We start from the raw sequence: 23,917 nt of genomic DNA on the forward strand, positions 1-23,917 counted from the left end.
GGCCTATTTCTTCTCGGTGCCGGACATGCCCGACAGGCCGATATTCATCATCTGCTGGAACAGCCGCACCCCGGCATCGCCCATGGGAGAGAAGCTTTTGAACAGGGTTTCCATCTGTTCGATATTGCCGACGCCCTCAAACCCCTCCAGCATCGTCTTGATATATTTGTCGTGAATCGGGGTTACATCGGGCAGGCCCAGAAAGGCGCGGGCTTCGGCCGGGCTGCAATCGACATCGACGGTCACCTTCATGTTCCAAGCCCTTCCAGCGCGGAAAATTCCGTTGCGCCCGTCATGCCGCAAATTGGGCGGTCATGGCAAATTTTTTGGGTGACGCGCCCGTTGCGCTGCCTCGCGAACAGGCCAATATGGGCTACACAATAGTTGGAAGGGATTCCCCATGGCAGGCTTTATTTCCGTCCCGACGCTGGAAGGCGACGGCGCATTCGACGCCTATGTGGCCAAGCCGGCAGAGGACGCCACCGCCGCGATCATCGTCATCCAGGAAATTTTCGGCGTGAATGAAGGCATCCGCCGCAAATGCGACAGCTGGGCGAAGGCGGGTTATATCGCCTACGCGCCCGACCTGTTCTGGCGCGAAAAGCCGCATGTCGAGCTGGACGCGGACGTACCGGAGGATTTCCAGGCCGCGATCGGCCATATGCAAAAACTCAATCAGGATCAGGCGATCCGCGACATTGAAGCGACGATCCGGGCGGCGCGTGCCGCTGTGGGCGGCGGCAAGGTCGGGCTGGTCGGCTACTGCCTGGGTGGACGGCTGGCGTTCATGGCGGCGTGCCGGACGGATGGCGATGCGTTCGTCGCCTATTATGGCGTGGGCATCGATGGGCTGCTGGGTGAGCAACATGCGATCGGCAAGCCGACCCTGCTGCATATCCCGACCGCTGACGGCTTCGTTCCCGCCGAAGCACAGGCGGCGATGCATGCCGGGCTGGACGATAATCGCCATCTGACGCTGCATGACTATGATGGGCTGGACCATGGCTTTGCCGCCGAAATGGGCAATCGCCGGGATGAGGATGCCGCGCAACTGGCGGACAAGCGGACGGCGGATTTCTTCGCCGAGCATCTCGCCTGATGAGCGGCGCGTGGCGCATGGTCGCCCGCAGCCATGGCGGGCCGGAGGTGATCGCGCGAGAGGATTTCGATCCCGGCGCACCAGGTGAGGGCGAATTGCTGGTTGCGCAGGACGCGGTCGGCCTTAACTTCATCGACACCTATTACCGCACCGGCCTCTATCCGGCGCCCCTGCCTGTCCCTTTGGGGTCGGAGGGCGCGGGGCAGGTCGTGGCGGTGGGCGCTGGTGTCACCGGCTTTGCCGTCCGCGACCGGGTCGGCTGTGCCAGCGGGCTGGGCGCCTATGCCAGCCACCGCATGGTTCCCGCGGATCGGGTGGTACAGATTCCCGATGGCGTATCCAACGAGGATGCCGCCGCGATGATGCTCAAGGGTATGACCGCCTGCTATCTGGCCGAAGATACGATCCAGCTGATCGCCGGGCAGGTCGCACTGGTCCATGCGGCCGCGGGCGGGGTCGGATCAGTGCTGGTCCCATGGCTGCGCGACAAGGGCGTCATCGTCATCGCCCATTGCGGATCGGCGGAAAAAGCGGCGCTGGTCGATGCCGACCATAGCCTGCACGGACCCTTCGATGGCCTGGCCACAACCGTGCGCGACCTGACCGGCGGCAAGGGCGTCGATGTCGTCTATGATGGCGTGGGCAAGGATAGCTGGGCGGCCTCGCTCGCCAGCCTCAAACGGCGCGGGTTGTTGGTCAGCTATGGCAATGCTTCGGGCGCAGTGCCGCCGGTCAGCCTGCTGGACCTCAGCCGGGGGGGATCGCTCTACGTAACCCGCCCTACCCTGTTCGACTATATCGCGACGCCGCAGGACCTGGCGCACACTGCCGAGCGGCTGTTCGACCGGATGCAGCGCGGGGTGGTGAAGGCGGTGATCGGCCAGCGTTTCGCGTTAAGCGACGCAGCGGAGGCGCACCGCGCGCTGGAGGCGAGGGAGACGACGGGGGCGACGGTTTTGGTGGTGTGATCCTCCCCGGTGGGGAGGCACCGCTATCGCATATGGCACGGACCTCATTTTACTTCGTCATGCTGAATTTATTTCAGCATCCATTGTGCCCCAAAAGCCGCCGCTTGGGGCGAGAAATGGACCCTGAAACAAGTTCAGGGTGACGAGTAAAGTGGGATGGCTCCATATGCGATAGCCTCATTGGGGCAGTAACCGCCACAAAAAAGGGGGCGGAACCTGTGTGGTTCCGCCCCCTTTTTGCGCGTCGCTGCGTCCGGCCTCAGCCGAACAGCGTCAAAATCCCCACCTGATGATCGACGAAACCGTCATAGATCATCTTGACCGCAACGTAGATGATGACGGCGAGGCCCAGATAAGCGATCCAGCGGAAGCGTTCGATATACTTCGCGATGATGTTCGCCGCGATGCCCATCAGGGCGACGGACAGGATCAGCCCGATGATCAGGATGCCCGGATGGTCCTTGGCCGCGCCGGCGACCGCCAGCACATTGTCCAGGCTCATGCTGACGTCGGCAACAGCCACGGCCCAGGCGGCAGCAGCGAAGCTTTTGGCCGGGCGCAGGCCCGATATATCGTCGTCGCTGGTGTCGCCCGGCGTATCCCCGCCCCGCTTGGGGTGAAGCTCCCGCCACATTTTGAAGCTGACCCACAGCAGCAGCAGGCCACCGGCCAGGATCAGGCCGACAATCTGCATCAGCTGGCTGACCACCAGCGCGAAGCCGATGCGCAGCACAAGCGCGGCGATGATCCCGATCAGGATCACCTTCTTGCGCTGGGCGGCGGGCAGACCAGCGGCCAGAGCGCCAACGACGATGGCATTGTCGCCCGCCAGCAAAATGTCGATCATCAGCACCTGACCAAAGGCGGCCAGCGCGCTGGGTGATGTTATATTACTGAAATCATGGACAATATGCCCCCAGATATCGGCGGGCGAACCCAGACCCTGAGCGGCAGCGGCGGCGGTAGTGAGGAGGTCGAACATACAGGCGCAGTCCCGCTTACTGGTTCATTGAATCGAAGAAATCTTCGTTGGTCTTGCTGTCCTTCATCTTGTCCAGCAGGAACTCCATCGCGTCGATCGTGCCCATCTGCATCAGGATGCGGCGCAGCACCCACATCTTGCTGAGCTTGGCCTTGTCGACCAGCAACTCTTCCTTGCGGGTGCCGGACTTGCCGACGTCCAGCGCCGGGAAGATGCGCTTGTCCGCGACCTTGCGATCCAGCACGATTTCCGAGTTGCCGGTGCCCTTGAATTCTTCGAAGATGACTTCGTCCATCCGGCTGCCGGTGTCGATCAGGGCGGTGGCGATGATCGAGAGCGAACCGCCCTCCTCGATATTACGCGCCGCGCCGAAGAAGCGCTTGGGCCGCTGGAGCGCGTTGGCGTCCACACCGCCGGTCAGCACCTTGCCCGACGAAGGGACCACCGTGTTGTAAGCGCGGCCCAGACGGGTGATCGAATCGAGCAGGATCACCACATCCTTCTTATGCTCTACCAGGCGCTTGGCCTTTTCGATCACCATTTCAGCGACCTGGACGTGGCGGGTGGCGGGTTCGTCAAAGGTGGACGATACGACCTCCCCCTTCACGCTGCGCTGCATATCGGTGACTTCTTCCGGGCGTTCGTCGATCAGCAGGACGATCAGGAACACTTCGGGATGATTGTCGGTGATGGCCTTGGCAATATTCTGGAGCATCACCGTCTTGCCGACGCGGGGCGGCGCGACGATCAGCGTGCGCTGGCCCTTGCCCTGGGGCGAAACGATGTCGATGACGCGCGCCGACTTGTCCTTCTGGGTCGGATCATAAGGGTCGAGCGTCAGCTTCGATTCGGGATAGAGCGGCGTCAGATTGTCGAAATTCACACGATGGCGGACCACATCGGGATCGTCGAAATTGACGGTGTTGAGCTTGACGAGGGCGAAATAGCGCTCGCCATCCTTGGGCGCGCGGATTTCGCCGTCCACCGTGTCACCGGTGCGCAGACCAAAGCGGCGCACCTGATTGGGCGAGACATAGATGTCGTCGGGACCAGCCAGGAAATTGGCTTCAGGGCTGCGCAGGAAGCCGAAGCCGTCGGGCAGCACCTCGATCGTGCCTTCGCCCATGATCTGCTCGCCATTCTCAGCCTCGGCCTTGAGGATCGCGAACATCAGATCCTGCTTGCGCAGGGTCGACGCGCCCTCGACGCCCAATTCCTCTGCCATGGTGACGAGGTCGGCAGGCGCGGTTTTCTTGAGGTCCTTGAGATGCATTGCGAGTCGGTCCGATGACGAGAGGAGAATAGCGCCGGAAACGGCGGGACACAGGCGAGCAGGACGCCGCCAGACGCCTGCCCAGGACAGGCAGGGTCGATAATGGGCGCATTTAGCGAAGCGGGCCGGTCCAAGTCAAGGCAGGACTGCGCGCAGGACAAGGGAAAGTGGCGGCGCAGCGTCGATTCAGGTTAAGGGGTGTCACTGGTGCGACCACCCGGCTTCATGCTATAGTCGTGCCATAAAATCGGGAAAGGATGCGGCAATGGGACGGCACCGGCTCATGGGGTCTGGGGCCATAAGGCTGACGGCACTGGCCATCGGCCTGGCGACGGTCGGCCTAGTGACCGCCGGACTGCCGCTGGCGGCGCAGGATATGTCCGCGCTTGACCCGGCCATTCCGCCCGCCATCGTCCGCGCCGGTCCCTCGCCCGACGAGCGGGTGACGATCCCCATCCATATCGATGGCAAGGGACCCTGGAACTTCATCATCGACACCGGATCGCAACGCACCGTCATCGCCCGCGATCTGGCCGAGCAACTGGCGCTGTCGCCCCGCGCCAATGTGACGATCCTGAGCATGACCGGCCGGTCGGAGGCGGGGACCGTGGCGGTGCCGAAGCTGGGCTTTGGCGGCGGAACGGTCGACGATATCGAAGCGCCGGTGCTGGAGGGTGAGCATCTGGGCGCACCCGGCCTGCTGGGTCTGGACAGCCTGCACGCCAAGCGGCTGCTGCTCAATTTCCGCACCGGACGGATGGAGATCAGTGCCAGCGGATCGCGCCGCCGCGTGGCGATCGACCCCGACGCGATCGTGGTGGAGGCTCGGCGACGGCGCGGCCAGCTGATCCTGCTCGATTCCGAGGTGAACGGCATGACGGTCGCGGTCATGCTGGACACCGGCAGCAATTACAGCATCGGCAATCTGGCCCTGCGCGACCGGCTGATCGCCAAGAAACGCGCGCCGGATATGGCGGAAGCGGTCCTGACCAGCGTGACCGGCGGACAGCTGACGGGCCAAGTCGGGCGGATCAAATCGGTGCGGATGGGGCGGGTCAACCTGACCCAGGTGCCGGTGCTGTTCGCCGACGCCAGCCCCTTTGCCGAACTGGGGATGAAGGACAAGCCCGCCCTGCTGCTGGGGATCAGCGCGCTGCGTATCTTCGATAAGGTGGCAATCGATTTTGGCCGGGGCAAGGTGGATTTCCTGCTGCCCGATGCCAGTGCGATCAGCCCGACAAGGTTGGCGGCGGTTGTGCCGCCTAAGGTAGAGCGGCTGAAATGACAAAGAACCGCTGGCCTTATCATCCGTTCGTCCTGAGTAGCCGCTGAGCTTGTCGAAGCGGCGTATCGAAGGATGCGTATGGGCGCGATGCTTCGATACGGGCCTTCGGCTTCGCTCAGTCCCTACTCAGCACGAACGGTAATTTCACAGATCACTACGGACTAGGCGCTGGCCTCGCGGGCGGCTGGCGCTGCCGGTCGCGGCCCAGCACATTGTCGATCCATTGCTGGTCGATCCGTTGCGACGACAGCCGATCCTGGGGATCGACCTCCAGATCCTGATCATCGCGTGGGTCCGGGGCGGTCGGGCGGGCGCGCTCGATCGGCAGGCCATTTTCGTCCACCATCATGCCCTCATCCGCGCCGTTATCGGGGCTGCCATAATAGGCTTCGGCGTCCGGCTCCAATTGCCATTCCGGCAAAGTCACTTCGGTCTCGAACGGTTCGACCGGGCGTTTGGCGACCGCCACCTTCATATAATCGGCAAAGGCGCGTGCCGGGGCGCGGCCACCCTGCAACACGCCGACCGCGCGGGCATCGTCGCGGCCCATCCACACGCCGGTGGTGACGCCGCTGGAGAAGCCCAGGAACCAGCCATCCTTGTTGCTGCTGGTCGTGCCGGTCTTGCCCGCCACCGGCCGTCCGATCTGCGCCGCCTTGCCGGTGCCGGTGGACACGGCGGTCTGCATCAGGTCGGTCATCCCTGCCGCGACCCAGGGGGCGACCAGCACGCGGCTGGTATCGTCCTGATGCTCGTATAGCAGCCGCCCGTCCGCGGTCGTCACCCTGGTGATGCCATAGGGGGTCACTGCAATCCCCTTGCGCGCGATCGAGGCGAAGGCGCGGGTCATGTCGATCAGGCGCACGTCCGACGTGCCCAGCACCATGGAGGGGTGGGTGTTGATCGGCGTGGTCACGCCAAAGCGCCGCGCCATGTCGGCGACGGTCGGAAAGCCGACCTCCACGCCAAGCTTGGCCGCGACCGTGTTGATCGAATAGGCAAAGGCGGTGCGAATATCGATGTCGCCGGAAAAACGCCCCGAACTGTTGCGCGGCTTCCACCCGTTAATGTCGACCGGCTCGTCACTGACGCCGGTGTCGGGCGTATAGCCCGCCTCCAGCGCCGCCATATAGACAAAGATCTTCCAAGCCGATCCGGGCTGGCGCGTCGCGGTGGTCGCGCGATTATAGTTGGACGTCACATAATCGAGACCACCGACCATCGCCCGCACCGCGCCGTCCCGGTCGAGCGACACCAAAGCGCCCTGCGTCCCCGCAGGCACATTGGCCTGGATCGCCGCGGTCGCCGCCTTCTGCATGTTGAGGTCGATGGTGGTATAGACTTCCAGCGGCTCGTTCGGCTCATCCATCAGCACATCGAGCTGGGGCAGCGCCCAGTCGGTGAAGTAGCGCACGCTGTTCTGCGGCGGTTCGGGGGCCAGCTTGACCCCCTCTATGTCGGCGGCCGCCCGCTCCGACGCGCTGATCACGCCATTGTCGCGCATCAGGTCCAGCACCACGCCCGCACGGCCAATCGCGGCGTCCGCGTCGGCGGTGGGCGAGTAGCTCGACGGTGCCTTGACCAAGCCCGCGATGATCGCGGCTTCGGGCAGGTTCAGCGTGGTGGCGGGATGGCCGAAAAATTTGCGGCTGGCGGCGTCGATGCCATAGGCACCGCCGCCGAAATAGACCTTGTTCAGATAGAGTTCGAGGATCTGGCGCTTGGAGAATTTGCGCTCCAGCGCCATCGCCAGCACCATTTCCCGGACCTTGCGGCCCCAGCTATAGCTGTTGTTGAGGAAGATGTTACGTGTCACCTGCTGGGTGATGGTGGACGCACCCTGCCAGCGGCGGCCCTTGCCGCGATTTTCCACCGCAACCCAGGCCGCGCGCGCCATGCCGATCGGGTCGACGCCGGGGTGGAGATAGAAACGCTTGTCCTCGGTCGAGATCATCGCATCGACCATGACCTTGGGAATCTGGTCATAATCCATCCAGCGCCCGAAACTTGGCCCCAGCGATACGATGACGCTGCCATCGGCGGCGTGGACGCGGATCATCTGGCCATTGGGGGAGGATTTGAGGCTGTCATAGTCGGGCAGCGACTGCATCGCGATGACGACGGCGATCACCACCGCCAGCAGCCCGGCGACCCCGGCCGCGACGCTGATCTTCAGGCCGCGAACCAGCCATCGCTTCGCCTTGCCCGGCGTGCCCTTGCTCTTGCCTGATCCTGCCATCTGTGCGCCCCGGATACCCGCTAATCCCGGCCCCGGCCAGCGTGTTTCATGCGCCCTGCCCGGAAAATTGCCGTGACCGTCTCCATGACGACCACCGCTTTACATGGCATGAACGGTTACTCTTCCTCGCGCGGCTTGAAGTCGAGCGAGGCGCTGTTCATGCAATAGCGCAGGCCATTGACGCCCGGACCATCGGGGAACACATGGCCCAGATGCCCTTCGCAGGTGGCACAGCGCACTTCGGTGCGGATCATGCCATGGCTGGAGTCGCGGATTTCCTCGACTGCGTCGATATCCACCGGCGCTGTAAAGCTGGGCCAGCCCGACCCGCTGTCATATTTTTCTTCCGCGTCGAACAGTTCCGCGCCGCAGCCCGCGCAATAATAGACGCCGTCGGCCTTGTTGCTGTTGAGTTTGCCGGTAAAGGCCCGCTCGGTCCCGCCTTCGCGCAGCACATGATAGCGTTCGGGGGAAAGGCGGTCGCGCCATTCGGCTTCGGTCAGGTTGAGCTTGTCCATGGCCGCAATATGGGCGCAGGCAGCGCGCCGATCAAGCGCCTGCGATACGGGTGAGGCGCATCGCCAGCCGCGCCGCGCCCGGCGTCGCCGCCAGCAGGCGGAGCAGCCCCGGCCTGCGCCCCAACGCCCGAAATCCCGCCGCCGCGCGCAGCGGCAGCATCGCCCGCCGGGCAAAGTCGCGCTGGTATCGCGCCGCGCCCTCGCGCCCCGCCGCCTGCCACTGGGCCACTGCTGCCTCTGCACTGGCCAGCGCGATACCGATCCCCTCGCCCGCCAGCGACGGGATCACCGCCGCCTGATCGCCCAGCCGGTAAAGACCCGGCCAACCCGTCGTCGCGCGCCAGCCATAGGGAACGTCGCCAATTGCATCGACAGGCGCATCCACCGGCACATCCCCCAGCCGGCCGGCCAATGCCGGGGATCGATCGGCCAGTTGCGCGATCAGCGCCATCGGACGCCCGCCCGCCGCTGCCAATGCGCTCTTGCCCACCGCCATGCACAGATTGGCGCTGCCATCTTCCTGCAACAGCAGGCCGACATAGCCGCCATCGACCCAGTGGAGTTCGATCCGGCCACCAATCAACCGATGCCGCGCCGCGCTGGGTGGCAGGCGTAGGCGCAACCCCAGTTCCGGGTCCGTCCCGCCATGGGGCCGCGCCGCGCCGCGCAGGTCATGCTTGCCGCTCGCCAGGAACAGGCTGTCCCACGCGATCGCGTCGCCATCATCCATCATGATGGTGGTGGGCGACAGCGTCCGCACCGCATGGCCCAGCCGGAACGTGACACCCGCCTCCTGCGCAGCGGCGCGCAGCAGCGTATCGAGCCGGTGGCGCGAAAGGCCCATGCCCGGCGCGGGAAGCGGCAGGACGATCTCCTGCCCACCCGCAAACAGTGCCAGCGTGTCAATCCTGTGGCCGCCCAGCGCTGTCGGCTCAATCCCCAGCGCCGCGATCTGCGCGACCGTCGCCCAACTGAGAAACCCGCCGCACAGCGCATCGCCCGGCATAAGCTGCCGGTCGATCAACAGCGGTGCCGCCCCTGCCCGCGCCAACCGCATCGCCGCCGCCGCACCCGCCGGGCCTGCGCCGACGATTATCGGCACCGGGATACGCACAGCCGGAACGGAAAGACGCGCTCAATTTGTGCGTCGCTGATATGCGCCGCGGCCAGCATCGCCCGCCATTCGTCCGCGACAAAGCTGCGCGCGATCGAGAGTTGCCCGTCCTGCCGCACGATCGGATGAACCCGCAGCAGCCGGGCCAGTAATGGATAGCCATGATAGGCGAAACCATGGCGGTGCAGATCGTTGACGAACCAGCCCATGCGCGCCTGATCCTCCATGAAGCGCAGGAACGCCAGCCGCTCCGCCTCATCCATATGGTGCGTCACCAGACTGGAAATAATGATGTCCCATGGTTCATGCGCCAGCGCCGCATAGTCGCCGGTACGATAGTCGATCGCCATGGCCGGGTCGGTGCGCGTCTGCGCGACCGCCTCGCTCCGTGCATTGAGGTCGATGCCGACCAGTTCGCAGGCGATGCCGCGCAGCTTGGCCCAGCGCGCGACCTGCCGCAGCATCCCGCCATCGCCATAGCCAACGTCGAGCAGCCGAAAGTGCCCGGTCACTGCGCGATCGAGAAAGCCAAGCGTCGGTCGCGCCGCCAGCGTCACCCGGTTGACCCGGTCGAGATCGGCCAGCACCCGCGCATAGACGTCGGCAGGCAGGTCGGCTGCGTCCATCTGTTCGTCGGCAAGCGAGCGCTTCATGGCGTTTCGCGACGAAAGGTCAGCCCCTCCGCCGCCAGCCCCGGTCCGAAGGCGAGCGCGATCCCCTGCCCGGTCTCGCCGCCCGCCAATATCCGCGCCAGCACGAACATCAAGGTCGCCGACGACATATTGCCAAAGGCGCGCAGCACCGCGCGGCTATGGTCCAGCGAATCCGGCGCAAGATCGAGCGCGCGCGCCACCGCGTCGAGGATCGATCGCCCCCCGGCATGGACCGCCCACAGATCGACGCTTTCGGCAGGCACCGGCAGCGTCACCGTCCCCGCCAGCGCCTGCGCGATCGCGCCCGGCACTTCGCCCGACAAATGCATAGCAAAACCATGATCGCCCAGATCCCAGCGAATGAGGCCCGCCGTATCCGGCACGGTCATCGCAAAAGGCTGGCCGAGCGCTATGCCGCCCGGCCCGCCGCTCACCAATGCCGCCGCCGCGCCATCGCCAAATTGCAGCATCGCCAGCAGCGGCTCGACCCGCGCGTCGTCCTGCAAGTGCAGGCTGCTGAGTTCCACGCACACCACCAACACCCGCGCGCCCGGTTCCGACCGCACGATATGCCGGGCGGATCGCAACGCGACGATCGCGGCATAACAGCCCATATAGCCGACCATCAGCCGCTCGACCGAAGGGTCCAGCCCCAGCATCGTAATCAGCCGCTGGTCGATCCCCGGCGCGGTGAAACCGGTGCAACTGGCGACCACCAGATGGGTAATACCGTCGATCGCGACCTGTTGCTCCAGCGCCGCCACCGCCCGAGCGGCCAGTATCGGCGCTTCGTCGGCATAAATGGCCATGCGCTGCGCCGTCGTCGGCCATTGCGTGGCGTAAAAACCGCCCTGCGCCGTTGGCGATTCCAGCACCGACCAGCGATGCTCAATCCCGCTGCGCTGCGCCATTCGCACGAACAGCGCCCGCTCTCGCCGGTCGGTGATGCGCGCGCCCGCCCAGTCGATAAAGGCCGGGTGGACGTCAGTCATGGGAACAGCGGTGCCGATGGCGTGGATGGTGGCGGTGGACGAAATGATGCGCTGCCTTTGTTGCGCGCTGGCGCGGTGGCCCGGTCCAGCCATCCGTGTCGCGACCTGTTTAGCCGTCAAAGCGCCTGTCGCCGCCTATCGTTCCCGCGCCGCCTGCCGCGCGATCGTCAGCAATTCGTGCCGGACCAGCAGGTCGCCGGTCCCCCTGCCCGATCGTGTGGCCCGCTCGGCCTGCGCCAGCCGCTGTATGACGCGGGCGATGCCGGTCGCGTCCCACAGCCGCACCTGCCGCGTCACCACGCCCTTTTCCTTCCAGAACACCGCCTTGCCCGCCGCCTCGACCGCACCCTCCAGCCGTCCGCTACTGTCGAAATCGGCGCGGATATTGGCCAGCAGCATGGCGCGGGTCAGCAGCGGTCGGATGACCGAGGCCATGCTGGCTCCAACCTCCGACAGGCTGGTGAGTTCGCGGTGCATGGCCTTCAGGTCACCCCCCAGCACGGCGTTGACCAGCGGCGCAACCTCCGTATCGGGATTGTCCGCCGACAGCGCATCCAGCGCCTCCGCCGTCGCTTCACGCGGACGGTCCGGCGCGGCGTCGAGATAGAGGATCAGCTTCTCGACCTCGCCACTCATCAACGCCCGGTCGCCATTGGCCAGATCGACGATCCGCCGCGCCAGTTCGGTCGACAGCCGCAGCCCGCCTTCGCGCGCGATGCCGATGGCAATCTGCTCCGATTCGCGCGCATCGGGCTGGTAGGAGACGAAGGCCAGCGTCGCCTTGTGATCCAGCGCCAGCTTGAGCAGCTTCGACGTGGCTTTCAGCGCGCCCGCCACCGCGATGACGGGATTGCCCGCCGCTTCGGCCTCCAGCAGTGCGGTCAGCGCGGGCAGCGATTCCTCGCCCATGCCATGGACGCGAATCCAGCGCTTGTCGCCAAACATGGAAAAGGATGCGGCTTCATCGGACAGGCGGGCCGGATCATCGCGCAGGGTCGATCCGTCCAGGTCCACCCGCTCCGCCCCCGGTCCCATCGCCCGCTCCAGCCGCCGGACCAGCGCCTGGCTGGCCGCTTCGTCCGGGCCATAGAGCAGGATGAAGCGCAGCGCCGCCGATGGCGCGTCGAGCGCCTTTTCGATCTGGCCGCGATTGGCCTTCAAGGGGTGCGGTCCCGGCTCGCATAAAGGGCGAGCCGCGCGATGATCTGGTCCGCCACCGTCTGCGACAGGCGTTCCAGCGCCGTATCTTCCGCCGCGATCGTGGCAAACTCGCTGGAGGTGACGTCGATGCCCGCGTCCGACCCGGCGCTATCGTCCAGCAATTGCGCGCCCGTCGCCTCATCCACCAGCTGATAGCGCGCGCGCAAGGTGCGGCGTTCGCGGGTGACGGCAGCGTCGGACCGCAGGCCGAAGCCGGTAATCTGGTCGTCCAGCTTGACCACCAGCTTGTAGCGCGGCCCGGACCCGCCCTGCTGCATCGCGGCCAGCCGGTCATTGAGCGCATTGCGCATCAGCCAGCCATTCTTGCCCGCGATCGGCTGCACCTCGACATGGCCCAGCGCCTGCGCCACCGTCCCGTTCGCGCCCCCGCCATAGACCGGGCGCAGGCCACAGGCGGTGAGCAGGAGCGGGACGGCGAGGAGGGGAATGATGCGCTTCATGACCTGAACCCTTAAACCCTCCATCGTTCCTGCGAAAGCGGGATTGACGTGTTGTTGGCATAGCAAGTTGCCATGATCATGACCGATAAGACCCCTCCCCCTTTGAGGGGGAGGTTGGGTGGGGGTGTGCTGCCGCCAGTGTGGACGCGCGGCTTCGCCTTGCTCCCCCTCCCCCGACCCCTCCCCGCCGGGGAGGGGGGCCATAATCATCGCACCTTGTTGTTAGATAACCAAATTCACCAGACGATCCGGCACAACGATGATCTTCTTGGGCGTCGCCCCGTCAAGGATGCGGACCACGTTCGGCGCGGCCAGCGCCAGCCGCTCCAGCTCTTGCCTGTCGGTCCCCTTGGGCACGGTGATGGTGTCACGCAGCTTGCCCATCACCTGACAGGCGATGGTCACTTCATCATCCACCAGCAGCGCCGGATCGACCGCAGGCCAGGCCGCATCCGCGATCAGGCCGGTTTCGCCCATATCGGCCCAGGCTTCCTCCGCCAGATGCGGGGTCATCGGCGCGACCAGCAGCGCCAGCGCGCGGATGGCGGCATTGCGCGACGCGGACGGCGCGGCCTTTTCGACTGCATTGGCCAGTTCGTAAATCTTGGCGACCGCCTTGTTGAAGGACAACGCCTCGATATCCTTGGCGATCCCGTCGATCGTCTGGTGCAGCTTGCGGTCCAGCGGCTTGTCGGTGCCTTCCGCCCTGGCCTCGATCTGCCCGAACAAGCGCCACAAGCGGTTGACAAAGCGCCACGATCCCTCGATCCCGCTTTCCGTCCAGGGCAGATCGCGTTCGGGCGGGCTGTCCGACAGCATGAACCATCGCACCGCGTCCGCGCCATATTGGGCGATGATGTCATCGGGATCGACGACATTCTTCTTGGACTTGGACATTTTCTCGACGCGGCCGACTTCGACTTCGAGATTCGATCCCGCGATGAAAACTTTGCCATCCCGCCGCTCAATTTCATTCGGCGAAACAAACTGCGTAGTGACTACGGGTATCTCTACGCCATTCACCAGCTTCGGTGGCAACATTGCCTTGTACGTCTCATGCGTCACCATCCCCTGCGTAAACAGGCCGGTGAACGGCTCGGCAAAGCCCAATTGCCCCATATGCTGCAACGCCCGCGTCCAGAAGCGCGCATAGAGCAGGTGCAGGATCGCATGTTCGACCCCGCCAATATATTGACCGACCGGCAGCCATTTCTCCACCGTTTCCCGGTCGAACGGCTTGTCCTTGGGCTGGCTGGCGAAGCGGATGAAATACCAGCTTGAATCGGCAAACGTGTCCAGCGTGTCGGTTTCCCGCACCGCCGCCTTGCCGCACGACGGGCAGTCGACATGCTTCCAGGTCGGATGCCGATCGAGCGGATTGCCGGAAATGTCGAAGGTCACATCATCGGGCAGCACGACGGGCAATTGCGCCTTTGGCACCGGCACCGCGCCGCAGGCATCGCAATGAATCACCGGGATCGGCGTCCCCCAGTAACGCTGGCGCGACACGCCCCAGTCGCGCAGGCGGAACACCGTCTTGCCCGCGCCCCAGCCTTCGCCTTGCGCGCGGGCGATGACGGCGGCCTTGGCCTCCTCGACCGCCATGCCATTGAGGAAGCGGCTGTTCACCAGCCGACCCGGCCCGACATAGGCTTCATTGTGGATCGGCGCGGTCTCATCGCCCTCTGCCGCCACCACGCGCTCGACCGGCAGCATATATTTGCGCGCGAAGTCGAGGTCGCGCTGGTCATGCGCGGGGACGCCCATCACCGCGCCGGTGCCATAGTCCATCAGCACGAAATTGGCGATGAACACCGGCAGCTGCCAGTCCGGATCGAACGGATGGGTGACGGTCAGGCCGGTGTCGAAACCCAGCTTCTCCGCCGTTTCCAGCTCCGCCGCGGTGGTGCCGCCAGCCTTGCACAGATCGATAAAGGCCTGCGCCTCCGCATTGTCCGCCGCTAGCCGCTGCGCGACCGGATGGTCCGCCGCAATCGCGACGAAGCTCGCCCCGAAAATCGTGTCGGGCCGGGTCGAATAGACTTCGATCTCGCTATCGAACGGCGCGACCGGCTGAAACTTGAATTGCAGCCCGACCGACTTGCCGATCCAGTTTTCCTGCATCGTGCGCACTTTTTCGGGCCACTGGTCGAGGCCTTTCAGCCCCTCCAGCAGATCGTCGGCGAACTGGGTGATTTTCAGGAACCATTGGGACAGTTTGCGCTTCTCGACCGTCGCGCCCGACCGCCAGCCCTTGCCGTCGATCACCTGTTCGTTCGCCAGCACGGTCATGTCGACCGGGTCCCAGTTGACCGCTGATTCCTTGCGATAGACCAGTCCCGCGTCCAGCATGTCCAGAAACAGCGCCTGTTCATGGCCGTAATAATCGGGGTGGCAGGTCGCCAGTTCGCGGCTCCAGTCCAGCGCAAAGCCCAGTTTCTTGAGCTGCGCCTTCATATTGGCGATATTCTCATAGGTCCATTTGCCCGGATGGACTTGTCTCTCCATCGCGGCATTTTCGGCGGGCATCCCGAAGGCGTCCCAGCCCATCGGGTGCAGCACTTCATGCCCCGTCATCCGGCGGAATCGCGCCAGCACGTCCCCCATCGAATAGTTGCGGACATGGCCGATATGGATGCGCCCGGACGGATAGGGAAACATCTCCAGCACATAGGATCGCGGCTTGGGCGAATGATCGTCCGCCCGAAAGCTCTGCTTCTCGTCCCAGATCGCCTGCCAGCGGGCGTCGGCCTCCAGCGGATTGAAGCGCCTTTGCATGATTATCCTGTTCCCTCACATCCGTTCGCCCTGAGCGAAGTCGAAGGGCACGCCAGAACGAAGTGAAGGCACTTCGCTTCGCTCAGCGGAAGGCTTCGACTTCGCTCAGCCCGAACGGAAAAAATAGTCCGATGTTTAGCCCGCAATCGCAGTGCGGCGCAGGTCGCGGGCCTTGGTCAGGATGACCTCTTCCAGCTTCTGCACGGTCGCAGCCTGCACCGGCGCGTCGATCCACTGGCCGCCCTGGCTCACCTGACGGCTGGCCGCAACGCGCAGCGCGTCGGCGCGCAGATCCTGGTCCAGAATCGACACGGTCAGCTTCATCCGCTCATTGGGGCTGTTGGGGTTGGCATACCAGTCGGTGACGATCACGCCGCCATTGGAATCGGTCTGCACCATCGGCATGAAGGACAAAGTATCCAGGCTCGCGCGCCACAGATAGGCGTTGACGCCGATCGTGGTCACCTTCGACGCGGCCAGATCTGCCTTGGGCCGGTCCTTGGACCCGCCACCGCAGGCGGCCAGGGGCAACAGGGCGGTCAGCAGCATTGCGGCGGAAACGGAACGGAAAAGGCGGCTGGCCATCAGGCATGTCCTAGCTGAAAAGACGAAAAAAGCTCGCGCCTTCTATAGTGGCACCGCGCGTAGGAGCAAGGGGGAGCAAGGGACGGCGCGCCGGCCCGCGCGTGATCGGGCGCGATCAATCGCAAACGGGCATGGATCATTGCGGCGCGTCTGTGTGTTCCGTGCAACAGCTCAGACAAAAAGGGGGATATCATGGGGGTGGCACTAGCCAGTAGCGGCTTTGCGCGTGTAGAGCGTTATGGACTATAAGTCGGTGGGGAAAGAATCGAGTCATGCGCGTGAATAGGGGACATTTGGCATTGGCGGGCGCGGCGGTTGCCGTGGCTGGCTTCATGCTGTCCCCTGCCATCGGTGCAGCGACCGATCTGGTGCGCATGCAATCGCCGGTATCGCTCGGCGCGCTGGGCAGCATTTCCTCCTTCACGCCCACGACCAAGGACCCGCGCCTTGCCGCCGCCTATGCGAAGATCGCAGCATCGGCCAGCCGTCAGGGCTTCCGCTTCACGCCCACCAGCGGCTCGCTCAGCGGCCAGCGCGCAATCACCGTGATGGTGCGCGCGGGCGGCAATGATCGGGTTGCGGTGAACAGCACCCTGACCCCGGTCAATATCGCCCCGGTCGCCTTCAGCCTGAACGGCGCACATGGCTGGCGCAAGTTCGCCCTGCCCGAAGCGGTCGGCCGCAAGGCGCTCGATCCGGTGCCGGTCGAAACCATGGTCGATGCCAAGAATTTCTCGCTGGATAGCAGCAAGAAGGATCGCTTCAGCACCAAGATGCTGATCGAAACCCGCCGCGACGCCATCGCCGCGACGCGCAACCCGGCGGCTGACAAGGATTATTCGCTGGATCTCGCCAGCTCCTATTCGCTGACGCGCAACCTGAACGTCACCGCGGGCGTACGCTACAACAACAGCGTCGCAGGCCGCCTGACCCCGATGACCGACGATCGCCAGGACAGCCAGGCCGTCTATCTGGGCACTGTGTTCAAATTCTGATCGGCTGAAAGGCTGGGATTACGGAACGTAGGGCATATTGCCTGAGCGCGTTAAACGTCAGTGTCTCGAAAAGGCAGACTTCTCCGCCGCCGTCATCCCGGACTTGATCCGGGATCCACTCACGCAACGATTGCGATCATGCGTGAAGAGGGCGCCAATGACTACTGACGTTAGCTACGCTGCCCTTCGGGTCGTCAGGATGAAGAGGGCAGTCGCGGGCAGGTAACGACCATTTGTTGTCGTCATCGTTCCGGGTTAAGCCATCTAAGAGCGGACCTATGGTTCGCCAGCAAATGTCTGATCGTGCCCTTCCGTAATATCCGACCAGAACGGGATGTGCCGCACAGGGCCTACATCATAGGTGCCCTCAAACTCGTTGACGAAATACTGCGATAGGTTCGCACCGTAATATACCGTGTCGAAACCGTGCATTGAGAAGACGGGGTTGTTCGTCTCGCTAGGCATTTCGGGAAGGAACCTGTGGCTGAGGATGGGAATAAGTCGGGGTGCTTGGGCCAGCGCTTCACGCACGATCCCATGGCGGAGCGATATGTCCTTTGGACGCTCCCCCCAACCCGGCCACCAAAGGCCGTGATCGACATCAAACAGCAAGGCCTCCAACGGCCATGCGAGCATTTTCCGAATACGACTATCCTCGATGTTCCAGCGGTATCCTTCGCTCGGCTGCTTTTCCAAGAATAAAGCTATCAAATCTGGAGGGAAGCTGATGCCATAGCGTTCCTGCGCTCCATCTAGCTCAGATTGCGTGTAACCGGGTGCCCATCTGTCCATCGGGCTAATCTGCATGATCCTGCGTCCGCTTTCTACCCTTCTCGCCCCCAATGCGGACGATCTGCAAACCACCCGAACACGCCCCGCACTACCCAACCAACCCATCAATCGCCGCCCATCCCGCAGCCCCGATGGCGCGCAACATCCGGCCATGCTCCCGCGTCACGCCACCCAGCGCAACAACCGGCATCGTCGCCCCCCGCGCCAGCGCCGCGAACCGCACCCGGCCCAGACCCGCCCCACCCGGATGCGAGCGCGTCGGGAATAAGGGCGACAGCAGCACCATATCCGCCCTGCCCCGCCGCGCCGCCACCATCTCTCGCGCATCATGCACCGGCGCGCTGTGCCGCATCGGTCGTGCCGCCCGGCGCGCGTCGCGCCCGTGCCAGCCATCCGCTGCCCAAGCCGCCGCCTGCCGCGCCGTCCCCGCCAGCATCAGCATCAGCCGCCGCCGCCGCGCGATCGCCCGCACCGCATCGAACAGCGCCCGCCGCGCGACCGGCTCCCTGCGATAATGGCGAAAGATGATCCCGGCCCGCCCCTTCGGCAGCCGCGCCACCGCAGCCAGCAGCGCCGCGTCACCGATCCGCTCGTCGGTCATCAGCCAGATTAGGGGCATATTTTTGCGGTGGCGGCAGGTCATGACCCTGCCCTATAGCAGCGCGCATGACGACAGACAGCAGCATTGCCACTCATGACGCCGCCAGCCGCCTGGCCACCATCCAGGACGACATCGCCAGGGCCGCCCGCCTGACTGGCCGGACCGCCGACGCCGTCACCCTGATCGCCATCTCCAAGACCAAGGATGCCGACGCCATCCGCCCGCTGATTGCCACGGGGCAGCGCGTGTTCGGCGAAAACCGGGTGCAGGAGGCGCAGGAGAAATGGCCCGCGCTGCGACAGGCGCATCCCGACATACTCCTGCATCTGGTCGGCCAGCTCCAATCCAACAAGGCCGCCGATGCCGTCGCCCTGTTCGATGTCATCCACAGCCTCGATCGCCCTTCCCTGCTGACGGCACTGGCCAAGGCGATGGACGCGGCGGGCAAGCGCATCCCCTGTTATATTCAGGTCAATATCGGCGCGGAGCCGCAAAAGGGCGGCTGCGCGATCGCGGACACGCCCGCGCTGATCGCTGCGGCCCGCGCGGCCGACATCCCCCTGCTTGGCCTGATGGCCGTCCCGCCCGCCGATGTGGAGCCTGCCCCCTATTTCGCGCTGCTTGCAAAAATGGCGCGGGAGGAGGGCCTCCCGCGCCTGTCGATGGGCATGTCCAGCGACTATGAAACCGCGATCATGCTGGGCGCGACCGACATTCGCGTCGGCACCGCCCTGTTCGGCGATCGCCCCCCGCCAGCCCGCCCCGTACCCCGGAGCGGGCTGGGGATGCTTAGAAACTCCCCCGGAGCGTGATGCCGTAGGTGCGCGGCTCGGCGAGGTAGGAGGAGATCAGCTGATTGGCCATCGGCGCGCCCTGGCTGAACTGGTCGGTGGTGGAGGTCGCCGGGCTGCTCGACTGGAGCGGGCTGCTGAACGACACCTGGGTATAGTCCTGGTTGAAGATATTCTGGCCCCACAATTCCACCGCCCAGCGCTGATTGGGACCGCGAATGCCCACGCGCGCATTGAAGATGGCATAGCCATCCTGCCGCTTTTCGGGGAACAGGTCCGACCCGGTATTATAGTCACTGGTCATGCGGCCATCGACATAGAAGAGCGCTGACAGGCCGCTGGTGCCGATGTCCGGGGTCCAGGCCATGCTGGCGGTCGTCACCATCTTGGGCGCATTGCTGTTGATCGCGCCAGGCAACAGGAACAATGCCGGGTCCAGCGGCACCGCGCCATTGCCGCTGCCGACCAGCCGGTTGGCGAATTTCGCCTCGGCATAGGTCGCGCCACCCGATACGCGGAAATTGCGCGCCGGGGTGACCGACCATTCCAGTTCGATACCCTGGCTGATCAGGCCCGGCCCGACATCGTCCGCCGCGCAGGTCCGCGCCGCGCTCAGCGCGCCGTCGCAGCCATTGATATTCTGGACGACGAAGCTGGTGCCGTTGAAGGTGTTGAGCTGGAAATTCTTGAACTCCTGCCGGAATCCCGCCAGATTCACACTCCATTTGGGCGCACTATATTTGAGGCCCACCTCGAAGGAATCGACCTTTTCCGCGGCAAAGCGCAGGCTGGTCACGTCGGCATTGGTGCGCGGCGCGAATACGGCGGGCAGGACGTTCAGCCCGGTCGATCCCAGCTGGAAGCGATCGAGGTTGAAGCCGCCCGCCTTATAGCCCTTGGAATAGCTGCCATAGACCATCAGGTCGTCGGTCGCCTTCCAGGACAGCACCGCCGTACCGGAAAATTCGCCGTCGCTGATCTTGTCGTTCAGGTCGAGCGCGTTGAGGCTGGTGGAACCATTGCCCAGGCACCCCAGCGTCAATATGCCGCCCGCCAGTGCCGCCGCGCTGCCCAGTGCCGGATTGCTGGCGATGGGTGCCAGCCCCGGCTGCAACGCCGCGCAGGTCGCGTTGTTATTGTTGAAATCGGACGAGAATGTCTTGCTCTCATGCGTGTAACGCAGGCCCAGCGTCAGATCGAGGCGCTTGGTGATGTGGACGATATTATGGGTAAACAGCGCCCAATTCTCGCTCTTCTGCCGATAGATGGACGCAATGTCGCCGGTCCCCGACGGGATCGCCGCCAGCGCGCGCAGCCCGTTGCCAAGGCCGGTTGAAATGGCCCCGGCCTGTGCCGCCGCGATCGGCGCGGGAACACCTCGTCCGATCAGCGCAGCAGTCAGACCGGCGTTCAAATTGGCCTGCGTGCCGGTGATCAGCGCCCCGGTCGCCAGTCCGCTGCCACAGGCGGCGAGTTGCTGCGCCGTGAAGTTGCTGTTGGCGCCAGCCCCCGCCATCAGGCGGCAGGCGGAAAAGCGGCCATAATCGGCGCCAAAGCGGATATTATCCTGCAAAGTCAGCCGCTCGTTGGCATAATAGCCACCGACCAGCCAGTCGAGCATCTCGCCAAAGGCAGAGCCCTGCGCCCGCAATTCCTGAGTGAAGGTCTTGAACTGGCGATAGGTGTTGGGATCGCGATAGAGCAGGTCGGCGCGATTATAGTCATAATCGCCATAGTCGCTCGACTTGTAATCGCGATAGGCGGTGATGCTGGTCAGCTTCGCGCCGCCCAGGTCATAATTGACCTCGCCCGACACGCCCCAGTCCTTCAATTTGCTCACATAGTCGCGGCCCGGCGTGGTCGTGAGTTCGCGATCATAGGGATCGGCGGCGATCACGCTGCCCTGCCCCGCCAGGATCGCGGCGATCCGGTTGAAGCTGGCGGTGTTGTAGCCGCCGCCCGCCGCCGGGGTCCGTTCCCGCGCTTCGGTATAGGCCGCGCCACAGCAGCTTTCGTCGCGATTGGTATAATCGCCGATCAGGCGGATCGACAGGTCGTCATTCGGCTCGATCAGCGCCTGTCCGCGCAGGAAATAGCGGTCGCGGTCATTGGTGTCGCCAACCTTGTTGCCGGCCGTATCGACCAGCTTGTAGAAGCCGTCGCGCTTGGACCAGACGCCGTCCAGGCTGAGCGCAATGCCATCCGCCACCGGCCCGGTGACGCGGCCCGACAGCCGCCAATAATCATAATTGCCATAGGTGATCTCACCCTTGGCGCTGAACGTGCGTTCCGGTGCCTTGCTGATGATGTTGATCAGGCCCGCCGACGCATTGCGACCGAACAGCGTCCCCTGCGGCCCGCGCAGCACCTCGACCCGTTCAATCTCGCCCAACTCATTGAGGCCCGCGCCGGTGCGCGAACGATAGACGCCGTCGATGAACACCGCGACCGAGCTTTCCAGCCCCGGATTGTCGCCAACCGTGCCGATGCCGCGAATACGCGCGGACGCATTGGCTTCCGATCCAGTCGATGACACCAGCAGCGACGGGGCGAGCTGGTTCAGGGTGCGGATGTCGCTGGCGCCGCTATTCTGCATCGCCTGCGCGCTCACCGCAGATACCGCGATCGGCACGTCGGACAGCGGACTGGCGCGCCGGGTCGCGGTCACGATGATTTCCGAACTATCCTGATCGACGGCGGCTTGCGGCGCGGCCGTCTCCTGCGCGGCGGCGGGCATCGCCATCGTCAATGCGATCATGCCGGCGGTCGTCAGCCAAAGGCTCTTGTCTGTCATCATGGTCGATCCTCTCCTGGCCCGCACGCCTTTTCGGCGCGTCGGGTGCTGTGCCTGTTTATGCTGCCACAGCCCGGCGAAGGCAAGAGAGCCTAGCTTTTCTGCGCCTTTTGCGGGGTCGGGTGGCGTGATATTCACACCCTGTTGCTTATCGGCAACGGCTTAAAATCCGGTTTCCGTAGCGTTTCTTTACGATAACGGAAAGCGTAACAATCTGTCCGAAACAGGCACCAAAGCACTGGCTCCCGGTCCCACCACACGCCGAATCTCCCCATGGCCTGCATCCAGTCCCCCCGTCAGCGCCCCCAGCGCGGGCAGAATCAGCTTGGTGGCCGATTCCACAAAGCAGCGGCGCGCCACATGGCGACCGCGCACCGACAGGCGGAATTTCGGATGGAAATGGCCGGATATTTCGGGCCGTGGATCGTCCGGCTGCGCCTCATGCCGCAGGATGATCCCGCCCAGTTCCGCCTCGACCAGCCTGCGTCCCCCCGGCATGTCCGCCACGCCGACGTCATGATTACCGGTAATCCAGGTCCAGTCCAGCCTTTCCGTAAGGGAATCGAGCCGTTGGCGCGCGCGCGGGTCCAGCCGCGCCGCCCCCCCCGCATCGTGAAAGCTGTCCCCCAACGACCAGACCGAACGCGCGCCCGTCTGCGCCACCAGCGCCTCGATCAGATCCAGCGTCGCCTCACTGTCATGGGGCGGCAGGAACTGGCCAAAGCGGGCATACCAGCTCGCTTTCTCAAAATGCAGGTCAGCGACCAGCAAGGCCGCGCGCGCAGGCCAATAGAGCGCGGCCTGCGGCAGCGCCAGAAACGCCTCACCAGCGAACGAAAGGGGAACCATAGCCCGGCTATGCGCCGATGCGGTCCCGCTTTCAAGAGGGCCAACGAACGCCTATAGCGCCGCCATGTCCGACACTGCGCCTTACACCGTTGCCGCCCTCTACCGCTTCGCCAGCTTTGCTGATCCCCAGGGCATCGCGGCCGATCTGCGCACGCTCTGCACGTCGCTCGACACGCGCGGCACGCTCATCGTCGCGGGCGAGGGGATTAACGGCACCGTGGCAGGCAGCGCCGACGCGATCGCGACGTTGATCGATCATCTCCGCCAGCTGCCCGGCTGCGCCGATCTCGACGTCAAATATGCGACCGCGCCTATCGCCCCCTTCGCCCGGATGAAGGTGAAGGTGAAGCCGGAGATCGTCACGCTGGGCGTCGGCGATCTGGACCCTGCGCATCAGGCCGGCACCCATCTCGACCCGGCCGACTGGAACGCGCTGATCGCCGATCCCGACACGATCGTCATCGACACCCGAAACGCCTATGAAGTCGCCGTCGGCACCTTCGATCGCGCGATCGACCCCGGCACCCGCGCCTTTCGCGACTTTCCCGGCTGGTTCGACGCCTTCGCCGCTGATCTCAAGGCGCAAGGCCGTAGCCCCAAGATCGCGATGTTCTGCACCGGCGGCATACGCTGCGAAAAATCCACCGCATTGGTCAAGGCGCGCGGATTCGACGATGTCTTTCACCTCAAGGGCGGCATCTTGCGCTATCTGGAGGAAATGCCGGAGTCCGAAAGCCGCTGGCAGGGCGACTGCTATGTGTTCGATGAACGGGTGGCGGTGGGCCATGGCCTGAAAGTCGGCGACTATAGCACCTGCCGCGCCTGCGGCCTGCCCTATCCCAACGATACAGCCCATGCGTGCGCCGCCGACGGCTCAGGGGTGTGGCCGCACCGAGGGTAAAAAACCCACCTCCGTTCGTTTCGAGCGAAGTCGAGAAACCTGTGCGC

22 protein-coding genes are annotated in these 23,917 nt (G+C 64.6%); 6 read left to right on the plus strand and 16 right to left on the minus strand.

Features of this window, described 5'->3' with window-relative positions:
* Positions 1 to 3 precede the first annotated feature (3 nt).
* Complete coding sequence (locus ACODR8_RS16950) at positions 4 to 252, minus strand: DUF6489 family protein (RefSeq protein WP_217673969.1); 249 nt, start codon at positions 250 to 252, stop codon at positions 4 to 6.
* Positions 253 to 400: 148 nt separating this feature from the next.
* Here ACODR8_RS16950 and ACODR8_RS16955 point away from each other — a divergent pair, with 148 nt between their 5' ends.
* Both ACODR8_RS16955 and ACODR8_RS16960 read left to right on the plus strand, forming a co-directional pair.
* Positions 401 to 1,099 carry a dienelactone hydrolase family protein gene (locus ACODR8_RS16955; protein ID WP_489008355.1) on the plus strand — a complete coding sequence of 233 codons (699 nt, stop codon included), beginning with the start codon at positions 401 to 403 and terminating at the stop codon, positions 1,097 to 1,099.
* Positions 1,099 to 2,067: a quinone oxidoreductase family protein gene (locus ACODR8_RS16960; RefSeq protein ID WP_489008356.1), complete on the plus strand. Its 969-nt coding sequence runs from the start codon at positions 1,099 to 1,101 to the stop codon at positions 2,065 to 2,067. Before ACODR8_RS16955 ends, ACODR8_RS16960 begins: the two co-directional genes overlap by 1 nt.
* Before the next feature lie 259 nt (positions 2,068 to 2,326).
* Here ACODR8_RS16960 and ACODR8_RS16965 read toward each other — a convergent pair whose 3' ends face one another.
* Positions 2,327 to 3,049 (minus strand): YjbE family putative metal transport protein, encoded by a 723-nt coding sequence (locus tag ACODR8_RS16965; RefSeq protein WP_119743522.1) that lies wholly within the window; start codon positions 3,047 to 3,049, stop codon positions 2,327 to 2,329.
* A 16-nt stretch (positions 3,050 to 3,065) separates the two neighbouring features.
* Positions 3,066 to 4,322 carry a transcription termination factor Rho gene (rho, locus tag ACODR8_RS16970; RefSeq protein ID WP_119743521.1) on the minus strand — a complete coding sequence of 419 codons (1,257 nt, stop codon included), beginning with the start codon at positions 4,320 to 4,322 and terminating at the stop codon, positions 3,066 to 3,068.
* A 283-nt stretch (positions 4,323 to 4,605) separates the two neighbouring features.
* Between rho and ACODR8_RS16975 the strand changes: the two genes are divergently transcribed.
* Positions 4,606 to 5,607 carry an aspartyl protease family protein gene (locus ACODR8_RS16975; RefSeq protein WP_489008369.1) on the plus strand — a complete coding sequence of 334 codons (1,002 nt, stop codon included), beginning with the start codon at positions 4,606 to 4,608 and terminating at the stop codon, positions 5,605 to 5,607.
* Between the two features lie 154 nt (positions 5,608 to 5,761).
* On the opposite strand, the gene ACODR8_RS16980 is transcribed toward ACODR8_RS16975, so the two are convergent.
* The 9 genes from ACODR8_RS16980 to ACODR8_RS17020 form a co-directional block, all read right to left on the minus strand.
* Positions 5,762 to 7,846: a transglycosylase domain-containing protein gene (locus tag ACODR8_RS16980; RefSeq protein WP_489008357.1), complete on the minus strand. Its 2,085-nt coding sequence runs from the start codon at positions 7,844 to 7,846 to the stop codon at positions 5,762 to 5,764.
* Between the two features lie 116 nt (positions 7,847 to 7,962).
* Positions 7,963 to 8,364 (minus strand): peptide-methionine (R)-S-oxide reductase MsrB, encoded by a 402-nt coding sequence (gene msrB, locus ACODR8_RS16985; RefSeq protein ID WP_489008358.1) that lies wholly within the window; start codon positions 8,362 to 8,364, stop codon positions 7,963 to 7,965.
* Between the two features lie 31 nt (positions 8,365 to 8,395).
* Positions 8,396 to 9,466 carry an NAD(P)/FAD-dependent oxidoreductase gene (locus tag ACODR8_RS16990; protein WP_489008359.1) on the minus strand — a complete coding sequence of 357 codons (1,071 nt, stop codon included), beginning with the start codon at positions 9,464 to 9,466 and terminating at the stop codon, positions 8,396 to 8,398.
* Positions 9,457 to 10,131, minus strand: coding sequence for a methyltransferase domain-containing protein (locus ACODR8_RS16995; protein ID WP_489008360.1), 675 nt, complete (start codon positions 10,129 to 10,131; stop codon positions 9,457 to 9,459). Before ACODR8_RS16995 ends, ACODR8_RS16990 begins: the two co-directional genes overlap by 10 nt.
* On the minus strand, positions 10,128 to 11,216 hold the full coding sequence (locus ACODR8_RS17000; protein WP_489008370.1) for a type III polyketide synthase: 1,089 nt from the start codon (positions 11,214 to 11,216) through the stop codon (positions 10,128 to 10,130). Before ACODR8_RS17000 ends, ACODR8_RS16995 begins: the two co-directional genes overlap by 4 nt.
* 42 nt (positions 11,217 to 11,258) lie before the next feature.
* A complete protein-coding gene (gene holA, locus ACODR8_RS17005; protein WP_119743514.1) occupies positions 11,259 to 12,284 on the minus strand; it encodes a DNA polymerase III subunit delta in 1,026 nt (341 codons plus the stop codon).
* Positions 12,281 to 12,784, minus strand: a complete 504-nt coding sequence (gene lptE, locus ACODR8_RS17010; protein WP_489008361.1) for an LPS assembly lipoprotein LptE — start codon at positions 12,782 to 12,784, stop codon at positions 12,281 to 12,283. Before lptE ends, holA begins: the two co-directional genes overlap by 4 nt.
* Positions 12,785 to 13,006: 222 nt before the next feature.
* Positions 13,007 to 15,562: a leucine--tRNA ligase gene (gene leuS, locus ACODR8_RS17015; protein ID WP_489008362.1), complete on the minus strand. Its 2,556-nt coding sequence runs from the start codon at positions 15,560 to 15,562 to the stop codon at positions 13,007 to 13,009.
* Between the two features lie 135 nt (positions 15,563 to 15,697).
* The gene (locus tag ACODR8_RS17020; protein WP_119743511.1) at positions 15,698 to 16,147 is read right to left on the minus strand and encodes a DUF3576 domain-containing protein; all 450 of its coding nucleotides are present in this window, start codon (positions 16,145 to 16,147) and stop codon (positions 15,698 to 15,700) included.
* A gap of 272 nt (positions 16,148 to 16,419) precedes the next feature.
* Here ACODR8_RS17020 and ACODR8_RS17025 point away from each other — a divergent pair, with 272 nt between their 5' ends.
* The gene (locus tag ACODR8_RS17025) at positions 16,420 to 17,142 is read left to right on the plus strand and encodes a hypothetical protein (protein WP_489008363.1); all 723 of its coding nucleotides are present in this window, start codon (positions 16,420 to 16,422) and stop codon (positions 17,140 to 17,142) included.
* 276 nt (positions 17,143 to 17,418) lie between these two features.
* On the opposite strand, the gene ACODR8_RS17030 is transcribed toward ACODR8_RS17025, so the two are convergent.
* Together ACODR8_RS17030 and ACODR8_RS17035 are read right to left on the minus strand one after the other, a co-directional pair.
* A complete protein-coding gene (locus ACODR8_RS17030) occupies positions 17,419 to 17,949 on the minus strand; it encodes a hypothetical protein (protein ID WP_489008364.1) in 531 nt (176 codons plus the stop codon).
* Between the two features lie 73 nt (positions 17,950 to 18,022).
* On the minus strand, positions 18,023 to 18,577 hold the full coding sequence (locus ACODR8_RS17035; RefSeq protein ID WP_489008365.1) for a thiamine phosphate synthase: 555 nt from the start codon (positions 18,575 to 18,577) through the stop codon (positions 18,023 to 18,025).
* Positions 18,578 to 18,600: 23 nt separating this feature from the next.
* Between ACODR8_RS17035 and ACODR8_RS17040 the strand changes: the two genes are divergently transcribed.
* On the plus strand, positions 18,601 to 19,347 hold the full coding sequence (locus ACODR8_RS17040) for a YggS family pyridoxal phosphate-dependent enzyme (protein ID WP_489008366.1): 747 nt from the start codon (positions 18,601 to 18,603) through the stop codon (positions 19,345 to 19,347).
* Here the strand turns inward: ACODR8_RS17040 and ACODR8_RS17045 are convergent.
* Positions 19,325 to 22,120, minus strand: coding sequence for a TonB-dependent receptor (locus ACODR8_RS17045; RefSeq protein ID WP_489008371.1), 2,796 nt, complete (start codon positions 22,118 to 22,120; stop codon positions 19,325 to 19,327). The two genes, ACODR8_RS17040 and ACODR8_RS17045, sit on opposite strands and share 23 nt — an antisense overlap.
* 189 nt (positions 22,121 to 22,309) lie before the next feature.
* A complete protein-coding gene (gene pdeM, locus ACODR8_RS17050) occupies positions 22,310 to 22,969 on the minus strand; it encodes a ligase-associated DNA damage response endonuclease PdeM (protein WP_489008367.1) in 660 nt (219 codons plus the stop codon).
* Between the two features lie 64 nt (positions 22,970 to 23,033).
* On the opposite strand from pdeM, the gene trhO reads away from it, so the two are divergent.
* Positions 23,034 to 23,870: an oxygen-dependent tRNA uridine(34) hydroxylase TrhO gene (trhO, locus tag ACODR8_RS17055; RefSeq protein ID WP_489008368.1), complete on the plus strand. Its 837-nt coding sequence runs from the start codon at positions 23,034 to 23,036 to the stop codon at positions 23,868 to 23,870.
* Positions 23,871 to 23,917 lie beyond the last annotated feature (47 nt).

The sequence above is a fragment of the Sphingobium sp. FG58 genome (genome assembly GCF_057809055.1).